We start from the raw sequence: 18,395 nt of genomic DNA, 5'->3' as shown, positions 1-18,395 counted from the left end.
CGGACAGGGCGGACAGGGCGGACAGGGCGGACACGCAGGTCCGCCCCAACATCCGCCCATTACCGGTTTTCCCGATCCTGGTCCCAGGTTGCCGGGTTTGACGCAATATAGGCGCGGATTCGATTGAGGGATTCCTGATTGCGGACAATATGCTCGAAATAATCACGTTGCCATAATTTTCCGGGGAATGGCGTCCACCGGTCTTGTTTGACGTGGCGGATGTATTCGTTGGTCGTCATGGTTTTGAACCATTGCACGATTGTTCCGACGGTAAAATTCGGGCGATTCCCATCAGAAGGGCGGGGTAGGGGCGGACCTACGTGTCCGCCCTCCTGATGGGAACCGCCCTCCTGATGGGAACCGGGTGGTTGGTCGTCAATGACGATAATGGCGTGGAAATGATTTGGCATCACTACATATTCATCAATTTCCAGGGTTGGAAATTTGTGTGGTAATTCCTGCCACCATCGTTCGACCATCTGGCCCGCCGGATTCAAATTCATTACCCCATCTTCAATATTTCCAAACAAATGCAATCGGTTTTGAACGCAGATGGTGACGAAATAGGCACCTGCCTGGGAATAATCATACCCTTTCAATCGAATGGACCGGCGATGGTGTTTTTCAGAATTGTAAACCATATCGTTCCACCATTTTATTTTGGTATAGCGGGCGGATCGTAGGGGCGGACCTGCGTGTCCGCCCCAATTGATCCGCCCCATTTATAAAATCCAGGGCGGATGTACGGGCAGACCTGCGTGTCCGCCCCAATTGATCCGCCCCTACGTTTCTACCTGCCCAGATAACCCCAACGAACAAATAATCCGTGGTTCCTGGGTCTGGTCTTCGTCGTGGATAATGCACAACTGGTCTTCATCGCGGAGGGCGATTGCCAGTTCGGCCAGGGTTGGGTCAGAGATGCCGCTTCGGATTTGACGGTTGAGGGTTTCACTAGCTGACTGGCGAAGCGGATAACGATAAATATCTTCCAACACTTTGAGCAAGTCTTTTGATTCAAAAAGCGTTCCGCGTAGTGATTCGGCATAGTGTTTGAGCCGCTCATAGGTCCGATACCGGGCGCTTGTCGGACGGCCCAACTGTCCGCCGATGCGTTTTTCTTCAGCCGCGATGTGGGTCACGCCAGCCTGAACCAGTTCGTGATGCTTCTCCAGTCGTGGCAACGCTGGGGTCTCAATCGTGCAATCAGCGGCGCGCAAAATAGCAAATTGCGATTCGGTGACGCTGTGGCCATTCTGGTCAACCCAGGCCAGGGCGTCGTTGCCTTCGGGTGTGCGGAGGTAGAGCAATACACCCTCTGGTGATCGTGGTGATGGCTGATGGGCTTTGGTCGAAAAGACGACATTGCCCAGCCCGGTAATCGTGCTTTGCAGACCTGGATTGGCGGCAATCGCGTTTTTCCAAATCTGGTAAGCATAAGAAACCAGGTCAATTTCGGTGTCGTCATCGGTGTCCAAAATACCGGCGTTTTCGTGGTACAGGTTGAGCAGGATGTTCTCCCCGCGATCATCTTCAAAAAAGACTTCGTCAGTTCCGACCACTTCCGCATTTTCTCTGAGCCGGTGGACAATGCGTTTCCGCAAGCCAATGATGCGTTCGACGCCTTCCGCCGGTAAAAATGAATAACAAAGAATGCGGTCAGATTGTTGGCCGATACGGTCCACGCGTCCGGCCCGCTGGATCAGTCGAATGATCGCCCAGGGCAGGTCATAATTGACGATAACCCACGCATCTTGAAGATTTTGGCCTTCGCTCAAGACATCAGTTGCCACCAGCACCTGGAGTTCGCGCTCAGGTGGAATTTGCTCCCGTTTCTGGTTGCTCGCTGGTGAAAATCGCCAGGCAAGGCCGGTTGGGTCAGCCGAATCTCCGGTCACGCCGGAAATTTTGGTTGGATTCAGGCCATTTTGTCGAAATCGAGACTGGAGTTGCTCCTCCAGGTACCGAACCGTATCGGCAAACTGGGTAAAGACCAGGACTTTTTCACCGGCGTGTTGTTCGGTGAGCAATTTGAATAAGGCATCCAGTTTGGCATCGCGATCTGGTGCCCAGTCGCCACATTGATTGAGGATTCCGTGCAGGGCAATCGCGTCAGCCTTCAGGTCTTTGGCCAGCGATTTGGTGAAGAACCGGGGCGAAAGCCACTTGAACCGCCGCCGATATTCGGTGGTGTACAGGGCATAGACTTCAGCCGCGCGTTGTTGGTAATCCTCCAACCTTTGCAACCGATTGGCCGGTGGTGATGGCGCTGTGTCGGAAGATTCGCCGTCATCTTCAAACATATCGGATGTAAAAATGATGTCGTCCGCATCGGCATCCGTCACCTGTGTATCAAGCAGTTCTGCTCCTTGTGCTCCAATTGGCAGTGGTTGGTCCGTCTCAATCGCGTGCAAAAAGATGAAGTTGCGCAGAATATGCCGTTCGAGTGACTGGATAAATGCCTGACCATTGCTTTCCAGTCGCTTAAACAGGTTGGTTCGGCAAAACCCCATCAGCCGTTTTCCAGCACGGGATAAATCCTTGAGCTGTTTCGCTTCAAGCTGGGTTGGTGGAGTATGGGGCTTTGCTGAAACATAATTTCCAAGCCCATAGCGCGGTAAAGTCAATTTATCCAGGATTTTAACGATTTGATCAGCATAGAGACGGGCATACTGGTCATTTGGGTCACTGTCATCAATCGTGAATTTGACGGTTTTCGGAAGCCGGTTCGGGAAGTAAGAGCGGCTGCCATCTTCAAAAGTCAGGTATCTGCGCCCAGATTCAGCATCGGTCTGGGCATAGTTGTTTTGGATAAAGCTGCGAGTCCGTCTGACCAGAAAGAGACGCATCAGTTCCCGCCAGTCATCGGGATGTTCACTTGCTTCAAAGGCAGCCAGCGAATGAACCGGGCACTGGTGGCGCCGTTCAAATTCCGTCAATCCAATTTCGCGCAGCAGGTTTTCAGGCCGGACCCCAAGATTTTTATCTTCCGGAATAAACAACCCAAGCTGGGCTGCCAGATCGAGATAGGTTTTGTTGTAAGGCGTCGCCGAAAGCAACACGCACTTGCTTTCATTTTTTCGGAGGTAGTCTAGAAGTGCTTTATAGCGTTTCCCTTCCTTATTCCGCAGGTTATGACTTTCGTCAATCACGACCAGGCGATACCGACGCAACGCCGGTAACTCTGCCGTCACACGGGTTAACGAGAGGACCTTCCCGCGCAAGCCATACCGTTCGCGGTGTGCTTCCCACATTTTCACCAGGTTTTTCGGACAAATGATAAGGGCTTCCAGGTCGAAATCATTTTCAAAGATCCGTACCAGCGCCGTGGCCATCAGCGTTTTTCCAAGCCCAACCACATCACCAATCAGGACACCGTTTCGTTTGTTGAGGTGATGCGCCGCGATCTTCACGGCTGCCTTTTGAAATTCAAACAGCGTGTTTCGAAACTCCGACGGAATCTGAAATTCCGCCAGCCCGGTTCGGGCTTCCTGGGCCAGATGGTACGCCATTTTGAGGTAAATATAATAAGGAGGGAGAATTGTTTCCCTTGCCCAGCTTTCATCAATGATCTGGACCAGTTCCTTCGAAATATCGAGACAGAGCCGGTCATTCCAGCGATCTTCAAACCACCGCGCCAATTTCTGACAGGCATCACCGTCGAGCACATCAATGTTGAGTTCACCCTGATGGGAAAGCCCAGCCAGGGTGAGGTTGCTACTTCCGAGAAACCCAACAATCGGAATATTCAAATTTTGCTGAAACACAAGGTAGAGTTTGGCATGGAGCGTGTGCCGCAAAAACAATTTGACGATGACTTTTCTGGCTTTGATCTGGCTTGAGAGCCGCCGTAACGCCGCTTCATCCTGATTGGTCGGCGCCCCAATCAGCAGTTGCTCGCGAAACTCCTCAGCCAATCGTTTCTTGAGTTTTACGGCGGTCTCATTATCAACCTCTTCTTCATGTCTGGTCAGGCTGAGTGCCAGCCGAAGTTCATCCTGCCCAGGCCGCTGCATCCCAACCAGCACGCGACATTGTTGTCCTTGCTCTGGCACCCAGTGCTCAAGGTGGGTGTCAATTTCTTTCCAGCCACGCAGATTAAAATACCCCACACAGAAATCAGCCCGGATGGCAGTTTGAAGTGTTTGGCTCAAGGTTGGGAGAAACGGCAGGTCAATATTGTCGAAAATTCGTGGCATACAAGATCATTTAGGATTTGGGATTGGGTTTAAGGCAGCAATTCTCAATTTGAATGATTTCTCAATTCTGAACCAAAGCCGATGCCAATTTAGAAGACTCAACCACTTCAACCATCAAGAAAAAGTCAAGAGTTCCGCCTTGAGGCGGTCACCGTGTCCTTTGAGACCAAATTTGGGGTACAAAACCCGCCTGAAGGCGGAACTCTTAACTTTTTCCCGCTTGATTGAAGTCGCCAGGTATTCCAGGTTGCCAGCTTTTTGGGTTGAAATCGAGAAACCATTCAAACAAAGAATGGCTGGGTTTAAGGTTTGGGAAAAGATAAACTGTTCAATCAATTCACTTTGTCACTTCGCTACCGATTGGCAAACCAGACGGCATAATCCGATACCAGTTGTTTGGTTGGAGAATCTTTTCCCACCACCGTCAAATCACAGAGCGGAAAGTGATAAGTCGCTGAACCCCGTTTGACCGCCACCAGAATTCCATACATGTCATCCTGGTCAAGAATGTCGAGGACCTTGACCTTATCACCATAGCGGAGCTGTCCCCCGCGCTGAGGTTCGGTGATTTCAGCTTCAAAGGGAAATGACAGGTTTTCTTCCAGGTGTTCATACCAGGCATCCAGGGCGCCTCGTTCATCTCTGGGATGAACGTCGGCAAGAACCGCTTGAATTCGAGCCCCTTCGTCACCAAGACCGTACCAGTGGGCGTTGGAGTTGATTTCGGAGGCGATCCGCTCAACGTCCCTGGGCGTATCGCGGGCGATAGCCGGTTTGACATCTTTCAGGCCCAGGCACATTTCGGCCCAGTCAAGCCCTTGTTCTTCGCTTTCCTTGATGTAAGAAGCCGGCAGGTTTTGGAGCGTAATGCTATCCCAGGCAATGACCAGCAGGGTTTCTTCAGGATTCGTCTCTTGAATCTTGATCACCCGGCCTTGCCAGTCGCCCATGTTGATACCGGAATCCGGGTCTTTGACACCTTTTTTGACAACGACACAATCGCCGATAGAGAAGGGGACGCTTTTATTTTTCATACTGTGTTCTCGTTTTGTTTGAGTATGGAAACCTAAAGCGGCGTCAAACCGCCGCACTCCAAAGGGTTCAGCCAGCGCTGAAGAAGGTGGCGCAATTCTTCGGGTTTAAAGGGTTTGGCCAGAAAGTCATCCATTCCGGCCTGATAACATTTGTCGGCATCGGTCTGCAACGCGCCGGCGGTCAGGGCAATGATCGGTATATGGCGGTCAGGGCCTTCCTGCTGGCGGATTTTGGCGGTGGCTTCAAAGCCGTCCATTTCAGGCATATGGCAATCCATCAGGATTAAGGCAAATGCCGTATGGCGTGTGGCTTCAACCGCTTCCTTACCATTATTGGCGATGGTGACTTTCAGTCCAAGTTTTTCAAGTTGCCGGCACACGACTTTTTGATTCACGATGTTATCTTCGACCAGCAAGACAGGTTGTTCCAAAGGAAGGTTTTTTGAAGTTGCCGGTTGGGTTGGCAGAGGGGGTTGAGTGTGATCGGTTGAGGGCGCACTCAACGGATGGTGATTTTCTTGAACTGAATGTGAAGCCAGTCGAACTGTAAACCAGAAACAGGCACCTTGCCCAAGCGCGCTTTCAACTCCGATTTCACCGCCCATCATGTCCACCAGTTGCTTGCAAATCGCCAGCCCCAGGCCCGTACCGCCAAACCGACGAGTCATGGATTCGTCCGCTTGCGAAAAAGGATCAAAAATGTGGCGCTGAATTGCCGGGTCAATCCCGATTCCGGTATCCGTAATTTCAAATCGGAGCGTGGTTTGAACCGAATCTCTTTCAACCACCTTCACGTTGAGCGACACCGTGCCCTGTTCAGTGAATTTCACCGCATTGCCAAGCAGATTGGTCAGAACCTGGCGAATCCGGGTTGGTGCTCCGCTACACTGGGCTGGAACATCCGGGGCAATGGTGGTGGTTACAGTGAGACCTTTATCGGTGGCGAGTTTTCCCAGAAGTTCCGTTACATCCTTGACCAGTTTGCGCAGGTCAAATTCAATCACTTCAAATTCCAGCTTGCCAGCCTCGATTTTAGAAAAATCCAGAATGTCATTGAGGATCGTCAGCAGGGAATTGGCTGAATTTTGAATCGTTTCGGCCTGCTCTTGTTGTTCTTTGGTCAACCTGGAATCAAGCAACAGATACGACATGCCGATAATGCCATTCATGGGGGTGCGGATTTCGTGGCTCATGGTGGCCAGGAACATACTTTTGGCCCGGCTGGCTTCGAGTGCTTTTACTTCAGACGTCATGGCTTTATCGCGCAAGGCCAGGGCGGTTTGTTCAGCGGTTTTAAAATGTTCGACCAGTTCGGCCAGTTCACGGGTTCGGGCTCGGATCCGACTTTCAAGCAATTCATTGCTGCGCTGGAGCTGAACCGTGCGATACCTGACGACAAAATATCCAATCACAAACAATCCCGTAGCATAGATCAGGTAGGCCCACCAGGTTTGAGAAAGTGGGGTTTTGACAACAAACCGATAGGTGGCGCCTTCAGTATTCCATACCCCATCGTTATTGCAGGCAATGACCTGGAATGTATAGTTTCCGGGCGGCAGGCTGGTGTAATAGGCCACCCGCCGGGTGCCGGCTTCGATCCAGTTTGGGTTATACCCTGTAAGCCGAAAGCGAAACCGGACCCGCTCTGGGGCCAAAAAGCTAAGACCGGCATAGCGAATTTCAAGTGTTTCTTTGTCCCAGGAGAGTTCCGGTGAGGCGTTGAGCGGCAGTTGACCAGTACCAAACTGAAGCTGTTCGATCACCACTGGTGGCGTGATGGTATTGCGTTGGATGCGAGTCGGATTGATTTCAACCAAACCCTTGATCGTGGGAAACCAGAGCTTGCCATCCCGACTTTTCCAGCCGGCTGGTTGCGAGGCCCCATTACATTGGCTGGATTCCATCCCATCCGCTTTGCCATAGGCGTCCCAGGAAAGTGACGTGCGGGTACGGTTGAGGGCCTCGTTCAAGTCAGTCTTGGAAAGACAAAAAATTCCTTTGTTCGAACTGATCCAGAATCGCTGCTGATCGTCTTCCAAAATATGAAACTTGTTTCCTTCAAACAAACCGTCGGCTGGGGAAAGATTGGTTATTTTTCCACCTGTGATCCGGGAAAGATTGTCACTGGCACAGACCCACATTACTCCCTGCGCATCTTCATAGAGTGAAAAAATATTATTGCTGCTGAGTCCTTCCTGGGTCGTGATATGGGAGATACCGCCGGTGCGCAGCAGGTTAATGCCACCGTTGACCGTCCCAACCCAAATTGTTCCGTGATGATCTTCGGTAATGGCCCGAATCAGATTGTCGCTCAGACCATTTTCGGTGGTATAGGCCGTGAATTTGCCATCTCGAAAGGCATTGACTCCGCCGCCAATGGTTCCAACCCAAAGTGTTCCCTGGCGGTCACAATACAGGGCATTGATGATGTTGTTGGACAGCCCATCTTGAGTGGTATAGGTCCGGAATTTGCCATTGACGAGCGAACAGAGCCCGGCGCCGTTGGTTCCGATCCACAACGTTCCCTGCTGGTCCTCGACCAGGCTTCGGATGAAGTTGTTTGGCAGGCCGTCTTTGGTCGTGTAGGTGTAAAATTTTCCACCGCTCAAATAACTGAGTCCGCCGCCATCCGTACCAATCCAGATTCGACCGGAGCGATCTTCCAAAATGGTTTTGGCTGAATTGTTGGACAGACCCTGGTAGGTTGTATAGGTAATAAATTTCCCATCCCGTAACCGCTTCAGCCCATTATTGGTTCCAAGCCAGAGGTTCCCTTCGCGATCTTCACAAATGGTCCGGACTTGATCCAGAGCCAGTGAGCTCGATCCGGTATAGGTCTCAATCCGACCGTTAGAAAAACGACAAACGCCATTCCCAAGTGTTCCGATCCAAACGGCGCCGTGGCGATCCTGATAGAGTGACCGAATCAAATTGTCAGGTAAGCCATCACGAGTGGTGTAGGCGGTCCAGCGACCTTCATGCAGAAAGCAGAGTCCGCCACCATTGGTTCCAATCCATAGACCGCCCTGGGGGTCTTCCAGAACGGCATAAATACTATTATTTGGAAAGCCGGAAGCACTTGAATATATTGTGGTTCGATCAGCCTCCAGGCAGATCAACCCCTGGGTATCGGTGCCCACCCAGAGTCGTCCAGCCTGGTCTTCATAGAGCGAGCGAATCAGTTTTCCGGCGAGTTCTTTGTGTTCTGGATATGACTTGAACTGACCCTGGTACAACTTGCACAGACCCTGGTTGGTCCCAATCCAGAGCCCGCCATCACGACCTGGGCAGAGGGCATAGACAAAACTGCTGAGCAACCCTTGAGCAATGTCATACCCCACGAATTGATGATTGCGATAGCTCAGCAGTCCACCGCCTAAAGTGCCAATCCACAACGTTCCATCGGGGCTTTCACGCACCACCCAAATGCTGTTGTTTTTGATTTGCGGTACAGTGCTCCGGTCAAAAACTTTGAACTGCGCCCCATCAAACCGGACCAGTCCTTCATAGGTGCCGAGCCATAGATACCCATCCTGGGTTTGCACGACGGTATGAACCGTGTTTTGCGGCAAACCGTCTTGCCATTCATCATAACCGTACTGGGCCAGCATTTTGGTTGGGTCAAGCGCGAACCCTGGTTGCACCCATCCCAATATCAATATCAGGAGGACCAGCCCAAGTATGCTGTATCGGTGGATCATTCGCCGGAGAAAAAAGGATGAGCTACAAAGCGACATACCGCCTCAGAGTGCCTAGTCAGGAATGAAATGAACCGTGAAACAAAAGAGGCAGGTGCAACGAGGTGACGGCAAATCATAGCACATCTGGGAAGTTAGGCCGATGGATGTGTGATGAACGTGAATGAGGCGACCGGCTCTCTTTCGTGATCAATAAAACCAATTTGAAGGAACCAGGAGTATTGAGGGCGACACCTGAGCACATCAGTGTCATTCCTTGTCAGTTCACAGCATTCGGTTCGCACCTCTCTGCCATCTCCCTTCACTTCTGAAAAAGAACTCAGTGGCATCGAACCACTTCAAGCTGTGATGTGTGCTTGTGTTATGGGCACGGCACCGTGATGGGCGATCACAGAAGAGAAAAAACTACGCATTCTGGGAGAAATACAACGTGAAACGAAAGCTGATTCAATTGCTTTCCGCACTGTTCTTTCTGGCGATAGCCCTGTCTTCAACAGGGCTGTCACAGCCAGTATTGGCCTCTACCGGACCCATCATCGCGGGCGGTATTCAGGAAGTAACGGGCAGTATCAAAGGGGTTGTTCGAGATCAAACCAGTGCCATTGTGGCTGGGGCAACCCTTACCGCCAAAAACGCACAGCGTTCCTATGAAGCAACGACTGACGCATCTGGACATTACACCTTTACCAACCTTCAACCAGGGATTTATACCATTACGGCAACCGCCCCAGGTTTTACAACTTATGAAGTGAATGATTTGAACCTCGAACTGGGGCGAACGCTCCAGGTGAACCTGGATCTCAAAGCTGGCGGTCAGGATGAAATCATCAACGTGACAGCGGCTGATGCGGCTTATGTGGACGTGACTTCATCCAAGACAGCCGTCAACATCAATGAAATGCAGATTCGAGTGCTGCCCAAAACCCTGAATTTTTCGTCAGTCCTCGAAGTGGCGCCGGGTACACGGAGCGAAAATAAATCTGGTGGGTTCCAGATTGACGGGGCTTCAGGCGTTGAAAACGTGTTTGTGGTGGACGGCGTGGAAGTAACCGAAATTATTGAAGGGAGTCTGCCGACCTCAAAGAACACGCCGCTGGACTTTGTCAAAGAAGTTCAGGTCAAGAGTGCCGGGTATGAGGCCGAATACGGCGGTGCGACGGGCGGGGTGGTCAATGTGGTCACCAAGAGCGGCACCAACGAATTCCACGGTGAAGGTCGCTTTGAATACACCTCTGATTCATTTCGGGCGGAAGACAACCCAACCCAACGGTTAAACCCGCTTGATCCACAACAGCAAACCGTCGAGTACTTTGCCAACCCGCGTGGTAAGGACGGCACCCGGCTGATCAATCCAACTTTCACGCTCGGTGGACCGGTGATCAAAGACCGGCTGTGGTTTTTCCTGGGTTACGCCCCGCAGTATGAACTCCAAACTCGCCGGCTCGATCTGATCAAGCCGGTGGCGACCGGTGATACTGCCATTCAGACGCTCAACACCCGGTTGGTGGATTATCGCGCCAAACGTGACTATCTCATTGGTCGGCTTGACTTTGCGCCATCAAGCAAAATCAATGTCTTTACCAGTTTCCAAAACAACCCGGTCAAAACCGAAGGACCGGCCAATATGCTGGATTTTCAGACGACCAGTTCCCCGGTCTTTGTGAATCCGCGCTATCCATTCCAGGGTGGGTACACACCAGCCTGGCAGGTCTCAGGTGGCGCAACCTGGAGCCTCACGCCAAATCTGATTGTGAGTGCCCGTGCTGGTCACAACTACTTCAACAACAAGGGCGGATCATATGACATTCTGCCAAATACGCCGTTGGTGATCATCAGCTCACCCTGTACTCAGCCGGAATGCGCCGGGGATACCCGTGTGACGGGGCGTCCAGTCGTAGATACCAACAGTCTGACCGAGTTTGACATCATCCGACGCACCAACTTCTATGGCGATGCGACGTGGGTCAAATCATTTGGTGGTCAACAGCACATCATCAAGGGTGGCTATCAAATCAACCGGCTTAGCAACAATGTTGAATTTAGTGCTTCGGGTGGTGTTTTCCGATATGTCTTTGATCGGACGTTTGCTCGCAAACGAGGAAAATACGGGTATTACATTGTGGATGAATTTGCGACCACGGGGAATGTGAGCAGCAGCAATCAGGGAATCTTCATTCAGGATACCTGGCAGGCACACAAAAATCTGACACTCAACCTGGGGATCCGATTTGAAAACGAATTCCTGCCGTCATTCCCGATCCGCACGGATTTCCACCCGGATATTCCGCCGGATATTGCGCAAGGCACCAGCACCCGTCCGATTGATTTTGGCTGGGGCGACAAGATTGCACCGCGTATCGGCGCGGCGTGGGATGTGCTGGGTGATGGAACGGTCAAGGTTTCCGGAAGCTTCAGCATTTTCTACGACACGATGAAGTATGAACTGCCACGGAGTTCATTTGGTGGTGATAAATTCCTGCGTACCTATCGCAAGCTGGAACAGGCCGACTATCGGGGGATCACGCTGACCAACCAGCCCGGTGATGTCATCCTTGGGCCGATTGACCTGCGCTTCCCGTCAAACGTCACGCTGCCCGGTTCACGCCCAACGATTGATCCAGACCTTAAACCGTTCAAAATGCGTGAGTTCTCGTTTGCCGTGGACTACAACTTCTCGAAAGACTGGCTCTTTAGCGCTCGCTTTACTCGCAAGGATGTGCTGCGGGCGATTGAAGACGTCGGCGGTCTCGATGCCCAGGGCAATGAAGTTTACACGATTGGCAACCCAGGCTTTGGAGCGACAGTTGATTTCTTTGATCCGCCAACCCCGAAAGCCGTGCGTGAATACACCGGTCTTGAACTGCGCCTTGACAAGCGATTCTCGAAAAACTGGTATGCCAACTTCTCATACATCTACAGCAAGTTGTATGGAAACTACTCCGGTCTGGCCAGTTCAGATGAAGTTTTCAACGGGTTTGGTCGAACCAGCCCGAACGTCAACCGAAACTTTGACCTCCCGGCGTTGAACTTTGACGCCAATGGCGATCCAATTTTGGGCCGATTGGCGACCGACCGACCGCACACGTTCAAGACCTTTGCCGCCTATCGCTTTGACTACAAAGGTTTTGGAAAGAACATGTCCACTGAAATCGGCGGTTCGCAGTTCATTTACCAGGGCACACCAGTCACAACCCTGGTTTCAGCCACCGTGGAAGGTTCCACTGACCTCCCCTTGTTTGCCTTTGGTCGTGGTGATGCTGGCCGAACCGAAGTCTTCACCCAGACCGATCTGGTGGTGTCACACTTCATCAACGTGAGCGAACGTGTGCGCTTTAAGTTTTCGTTCAACGTGTTCAATTTGTTTGATGAACGCAATGTGATTGACCCGTTCGTGGAGATTTTAGGACCCGGCCAGAATGTCAATTTCAGAACCCTGGCCGAATATCTGTCAGCCACCCCGGATGGTGTGAGACAGCGCATCAGTTCACAGAATCTGGTGCTTGATCCGCGCTACAACCAGGCTGTTGGCTTCCAGAATCCACGTGAAGCCCGTATTTCCTTCGGAATTCAGTTTTAAGGACGAATCAGGAAAAATGATTTAAGGCGAAGGGCTGGGAACTGAAAAGTCAGTTATTTCAGTTATTTCCAGCCCTGAACCTTACTCGTTCAGTCCGGGCGTTGTGTTATCGCCGGAGTGTTCAAATCCACCAGCACCGCCAAATCCTGCCCATCCTCAGATCCAAACCTCATTTAATACCAGTTTGTAGTCAGTAGTCAGTAGTTCACTAAGTTTATTTGATTGAACTATTTGACTATTTTCTAATACGAGGACTTCACTACAAATTGGTATAAGAGCAACGGAAGACAATCAATTTCCTTTTTTTTAAAGCGTACAGCCTCCAGCCCACATCATTCCAAAATGGTTTGACGTGTCAGCCTGTGTTCTCTCAGGCCCTGAGCCTCGAAATGGATTGTCTTTCGAAGAGAGTAATTCAAAAAAATGGATTACCGGAAGATTAGAAATTTATAATTTTGGATAAAAATTTCAAATTTTTGGATGACTTTCCATCTTTGGATACGGATTCAGGTGAATTTTTGTCAGGCAACTGACTGGAATAAAATATTTTTTTCAGATAAGTCAAAATAAATAAGATGATTTTTCAAATGTGAATCCCAAGTTTATCCAAATTTTTGAATTTAAAGTGAATCGTACCTGTTGCCGCCCTCTCCCGCGAGTCAGAATAGTGAAGAATTATGTGCAACGGATGGCAGGTTTCTAACCGTTGAGGGTGTTGTTTGAGCTGATGTATTCAGAATTTTGAATATTTTGGAACGCCACGTGCTGCCAAAAATAGTGCCACTCCTTATCAGTTCACGGCAACTCGCTCGCATATACCTGTCCATCTCCCCTCAATCTGCAAAGGAATTCAATGGCATCGGACCTTCTCACGCCGTGAAGTGTGCTTGCTTCAAACGCGGGCCTCAATGATGGGCGATCACAGAACAAAATAACGATAAGCATTCTGGGAGGAATAAAACGTGAGACGAAAGCTGACTCAATTGCTTTCCGCCCTGTTATTTCTGGCCGTTGTCCTGTCTCCGACAGGGGTATCGCAGCCGGTGCTGGCCTATGCCGGACCAGCGGTTGCGGGCGGTGCTCAGGAAGTATCAGGCAGTATCAAAGGGGTTGTTCGGGATCAAACGGGTGCTGTGGTGGCTGGGGCGACGGTCTCCGCCAAAAACGCACAGCGCACGTATGAGGCCACGACCGACGCATCCGGAAATTACACTTTTACCAATCTTCAGCCGGGAACCTATACCATCACGGCGACCGCTTCAGGGTTTACAACCTATGAAGTGAGTGATTTGAACCTCGAACTGGGGCGAACGCTCCAGGTCAACCTGGATCTGAAAGCTGGTGGTCAGGATGAAATCGTGAACGTCACTGCCGCCGACGCGGCCTATGTGGACGTGACTTCATCCAAGACGGCGGTCAACATCAGTGAAATGCAAATTCAGTTGTTGCCCAAAACGCTGAATTTCTCTTCCGTGCTTGAAGTTGCGCCAGGCACTCGAAGTGAAGATAAATCTGGTGGGTTCCAGATTGACGGGGCTTCAGGCGTTGAAAACGTGTTTGTGGTGGATGGTGTCGAAGTGACCGAAATCACCCAGGGCCGCCTGCGTGGCTCAAAGAACACGCCGCTGGACTTTGTCAAAGAAGTTCAGGTCAAGAGCGCCGGGTACGAAGCCGAATACGGCGGTGCGACCGGCGGTGTGGTCAACGTGATTACCAAGAGCGGCACCAACGAATTCCACGGCGAAGGCCGCTTTGAATACACCTCTGATTCATTCCGGGCGGAAGACAACCCAACCCAGCGGTTAAACCCGCTTGATCCGAGACAGCAAACCGTCGAGTATTTTGCCAACCCACGCGGCAAAGACGGCACCCGGCTGATCAACCCGAACTTTACGATTGGCGGACCGGTGATTAAGGACCGTCTGTGGTTCTTCCTGGGCTACGCCCCTCAGTACGAGATTCAGACCCGTCGGCTGGATCGGATTAAACCGGTGGCGGCTGGCGATACTTCGATCCAGACGCTCAACACCCGGCTGGTGGACTATCGCACCAAGCGTGATTATCTGATCGCGCGGCTTGATTTTGCGCCATCAAGCAAAATCAATATTTACAGCAGCTTCCAAAACAACCCGATCAAAACCGAAGGGCCGCCAAACCTGCTGGGCTTCCAGACGACGAGCGATACGGTCTTTTTGAACCCTCGGTACCCATTCCAGGGCGGCTATACGCCAGCCTGGCAAGTATCCGGCGGGGTAACCTGGAGCCTCACGCCAAACCTGATCCTGAGTGCCCGTACGGGTCACAACTATTTCAACGACAAAGGTGGTGCCTACGACATTTTGCCGAACACACCGTTGGTGATTATCAACGCGCCATGCACTCAGCCGGAATGCGCTGGCGACACGCGCGTGACGGGTCGGCCAGTGGTTGAAACCAACAGTTTGACCCAGTTTGATATTACCCGCCGCACCAACTTTTATGGTGATGCGACGTGGGTCAAATCATTCGGCGGTCAACAACACATCATCAAGGGTGGCTATCAGATCAACCGGCTCAGCAACAAAGTTGAATTCGGGTTCTCTGGCGGTCGCTTCCAGTACTTCTTTGGCCGTACCTTTGCTGGTCAGCGAGGGGAATATGGCTATTACATCGCCGATGATTTCGCCCGCACGGGTGATGTGACCAGCAGCAACCAGGGAATTTTCGTGCAGGATACCTGGCAGTTGAACAAAAACCTGACGTTCAACCTGGGTGTCCGGTTTGAAAAAGAATTCCTGCCGTCGTTCCCGATCCGCACGGATTTCCACCCGGATATTCCTGCGGATGTGGCCCAGGGAACTGGAACACGTCCGATTGACTTCGGGTGGGGGGATAAAGTTGCACCGCGTATCGGTGCGGCGTGGGATGTGCTGGGTGATGGAAAGGTCAAAGTTTCCGGAAGCTTCAGCATTTTCTACGACACGATGAAATATGAACTGCCACGCGGTTCATTCGGTGGTGAAAAATTCCTGCGCACCTATCGCAAGCTGGAACAGGCTGACTATCGGGGCATTAACCTGACCAATCAGCCCGGCGATGTCATCCTGGGGCCGATTGACCTGCGCTTCCCGTCCAACGTGACGCTGCCCGGTTCACGACCAACGATTGATCCGGATCTCAAACCGTTCAAAATGCGTGAGTTTTCGTTTGCGGTGGACTACAACTTCTCGAAAGACTGGCTCTTTAGCGCCCGCTTTACCCGCAAGGATGTGCTGCGGGCGATTGAAGACGTCGGCGGTCTCGATGCCGACGGCAATGAAGTCTACACGATTGGAAACCCAGGCTTTGGTGCCACGGTGGATTTCTTTGATCCACCAACCCCGAAAGCCGTGCGTGAATACACCGGTCTTGAACTGCGCCTTGACAAGCGCTTTTCCAAGAACTGGTATGCCAACTTCTCATACATCTACAGCAAGCTGTATGGAAACTATGCCGGTCTGGCCAGCTCAGACGAAGTGACCAATGGACTTGGCCGAACCAGCCCGAACGTCAACCGAAACTTTGACCTCCCGGCGTTGAACTTTGACGCCAATGGCGATCCGATTTTGGGCCGATTGGCGACCGACCGACCACACACATTCAAGACCTTTGCCGCCTATCGCTTTGACTACAAAGGTTTTGGAAAGAACATGTCCACTGAAATCGGTGGTTCGCAGTTCATCTATCAAGGCACACCAATCACCACCGTTGTTTCCTCAACCGTGGAAGGCTCCAGCGGTCTGCCGCTGTTTGCCTTTGGTCGTGCTGATGCTGGACGGACCGAAGTGTACACCCAGACCGATCTGGTGGTGTCACACTTCATCAATGTGAGCGAACGTGTCCGCTTTAAGTTTTCGTTCAACGTGTTCAACCTGTTTGACGAACGCAACATCGTTGACCAATTCGTCAATATTTTGGGACCAGGCCAAAACGTCAACTTTGCGACGTTGAACGAATACCTGTCTGCGACGCCGGATGGTGTGAAACAGCGCATCAGCTCACAGAATCTGGTGCTTGATCCACGCTACAAACAACCGATTGGCTTCCAGGATCCACGCGAAGCGCGTATTTCCTTTGGGATTCAGTTCTAGGAATCAGCACGAGAAAAACGGCGCGCTGTTTCAGGGCTGAGGGCGTGGGGTTGAGGGTGAAACATTCAAATGATTGAGAAGCCTTTCGCCCCAGGCTCAGTTCCCTGAACTGACGGCGTTAGTCTCGCGCACAATTCCAAGAAAAGAAGCGCATCCGCAAATGATGGACTTTCTTAATTTTGCCTGTGCTTCGTACCTGGTTCTTTGTTCCTGGAAAATGTTCAATTGAAACTATTTCCCAGGAATCAGGCCGAAAGAACCGGGTTTGTGCGCACCTAAAATGATCATATGATCAACTGACCGCGCACTGTATGATAATGCCCGTCTCGACTCGTGCGAGGCGGGCATTTTTTTTTCAAAGGAGTGAGGTGTATGAAATCCAGGCTGCTTGGAATTGTACTGATGGTGGGGCAGATGGCGTTTCCCACAACCCAATTTCGTGTAACGGCAACGGCACTGATCCAGAGCCGGAATACGGTTCAGGGACGCGTGGCTGGGACTGACAATCGCCCGGTGCAGAATGTGCGGGTGTTTCTGCTCAATGATGGATACTCACAGGTTGGCATGGGGTATTCTGACAGTGCCGGGCGGTATCGGTTTGGCAATGTGCCGGCGGGGAACTATTACTTGCAGATTGAACCAGCGGGAACGGACTTTGAGGCCCAAACCGTCCGCATCGAAGTCAACCCGGTGAACACACTTGGTACCGGTGGCGAAGTCTTTACCTTTGATGTGAATCTGCGTCTCAGAAAAAATCCTGTCAGTTCAAGTGAGCGGCTCCCAGCCAAAGGTGATACCAGCGTGTTTTATCAAGACGTGCCGGAAAACGCCCGCAAGGAATATAAAAAGGCCACCAAATCCTTTGAAAAGAAAGACGTTGAGCCCGGAATCGCTGCTTTGAAAAAGGCACTGGAAATCTTTCCTGAATATTACGATGCCCTGGAATTGCTGGGGAGCACCTATGTTGATGCCGGGGACTATCCGGCGGCGCTTCCGTTGCTGGTCAAGGCGGTGGGGATTAATGACTCAGGCTGGCATGGGTTTTATTCGCTCGGTGTGGCCTGTGTTGAACTCAAGCACCAGAAAGAGGGCATGCTGGCACTGAGAAAGGCGGCTGAACTCAACCCGACTTCCCCCAATGTGAATATGCGGCTCGGGATGGTGCTGGCACAATCCGAAGCGACATTCCCGGATGCGATAAATGCCTTTCAAAAAGTGATTCACGTTGCCGGGAAAGATATTCCACAGGCGTACCTCTATCTGGCCACCATTTACAGCAAGCGCAGTCAGAATCGCGAAGCAGCCGACGCGCTCGAAGCCTATTTGCAATCAATTCCTGCCGATGCTGCTCAGAAAGAACAGCGCGAAAAAATGAAGAAGGTCATCGAGCAACTCCGTCAGAAAGCCGCGGCTAATGACAAAGTGACAAAGTGACAGGGTGAGTGGGTGACAAGGTGACAAGGTGACAGGTGACAAGGTGACAGGGTGACAGGGTGACAAAAAAGCGGGATGGCACATACGGTGTGCCATCCCGCTTTCCATTTTTTTGTAGTCAGTGGTCAGTAGATAAAACCCGGATAGCTGAATCCATGGAATTCTTAAAAAGAATTGTTCCTAACTGACTCAAATAGAACCAAATCCACTTGACACAAGTCCTCAAATCCCAACACTCGACTACTGACTACTGACTACTGACTACTGACTACTGACTACTGACTACTGACTACTGACTACTGACTACTGACTACTGACTACTGACTACTGACTACTGACTACTGACT

The 18,395-nt window shown here is 51.4% G+C and carries 7 protein-coding genes; 3 read left to right on the top strand and 4 right to left on the bottom strand.

Annotation, left to right across the window (positions count from 1 at the left end):
* Window positions 1–59: 59 nt before the first annotated feature.
* From HY774_19065 to HY774_19050, 4 genes are all read right to left on the bottom strand, one after another.
* A complete protein-coding gene (locus tag HY774_19065) occupies window positions 60–641 on the bottom strand; it encodes a transposase (protein MBI4750590.1) in 582 nt (193 codons plus the stop codon).
* A gap of 141 nt (window positions 642–782) precedes the next feature.
* On the bottom strand, window positions 783–4,196 hold the full coding sequence (locus HY774_19060; protein ID MBI4750589.1) for an NgoFVII family restriction endonuclease: 3,414 nt from the start codon (window positions 4,194–4,196) through the stop codon (window positions 783–785).
* Between the two features lie 353 nt (window positions 4,197–4,549).
* Complete coding sequence (locus HY774_19055) at window positions 4,550–5,230, bottom strand: hypothetical protein (protein ID MBI4750588.1); 681 nt, start codon at window positions 5,228–5,230, stop codon at window positions 4,550–4,552.
* 32 nt (window positions 5,231–5,262) lie between these two features.
* Window positions 5,263–8,967, bottom strand: coding sequence for a response regulator (locus HY774_19050; protein MBI4750587.1), 3,705 nt, complete (start codon window positions 8,965–8,967; stop codon window positions 5,263–5,265).
* 391 nt (window positions 8,968–9,358) lie between these two features.
* Between HY774_19050 and HY774_19045 the strand changes: the two genes are divergently transcribed.
* The 3 genes from HY774_19045 (at window position 9,359) to HY774_19035 (ending at window position 18,048) form a co-directional block, all read left to right on the top strand.
* Window positions 9,359–12,505, top strand: coding sequence for a TonB-dependent receptor (locus HY774_19045; GenBank protein MBI4750586.1), 3,147 nt, complete (start codon window positions 9,359–9,361; stop codon window positions 12,503–12,505).
* Window positions 12,506–13,467: 962 nt separating this feature from the next.
* A complete protein-coding gene (locus tag HY774_19040; GenBank protein ID MBI4750585.1) occupies window positions 13,468–16,614 on the top strand; it encodes a TonB-dependent receptor in 3,147 nt (1,048 codons plus the stop codon).
* A 372-nt stretch (window positions 16,615–16,986) separates the two neighbouring features.
* Window positions 16,987–18,048 (top strand): carboxypeptidase regulatory-like domain-containing protein, encoded by a 1,062-nt coding sequence (locus HY774_19035; GenBank protein ID MBI4750584.1) that lies wholly within the window; start codon window positions 16,987–16,989, stop codon window positions 18,046–18,048.
* Window positions 18,049–18,395 lie beyond the last annotated feature (347 nt).

This window comes from Acidobacteriota bacterium, from assembly GCA_016208495.1.
Lineage (GTDB): Bacteria > Acidobacteriota > Blastocatellia > Chloracidobacteriales > Chloracidobacteriaceae > JACQXX01.
The sequence above is the reverse complement of the archived record's forward strand: the minus strand, read 5'-3'. Positions and strand labels throughout refer to the sequence as shown.

What these genes read in the sequence shown, in the direction of transcription:
- HY774_19065 (MBI4750590.1), bottom strand. Translation starts at nt 641, where the DNA reads ATGGTTTACAATTCTGAAAAACACCATCGCCGGTCCATTCGATTGAAA.
- HY774_19060 (MBI4750589.1), bottom strand. Translation starts at nt 4,196, where the DNA reads ATGCCACGAATTTTCGACAATATTGACCTGCCGTTTCTCCCAACCTTG.
- HY774_19055 (MBI4750588.1), bottom strand. Translation starts at nt 5,230, where the DNA reads ATGAAAAATAAAAGCGTCCCCTTCTCTATCGGCGATTGTGTCGTTGTC.
- HY774_19050 (MBI4750587.1), bottom strand. Translation starts at nt 8,967, where the DNA reads ATGTCGCTTTGTAGCTCATCCTTTTTTCTCCGGCGAATGATCCACCGA.
- HY774_19035 (MBI4750584.1), top strand. Translation starts at nt 16,987, where the DNA reads ATGAAATCCAGGCTGCTTGGAATTGTACTGATGGTGGGGCAGATGGCG.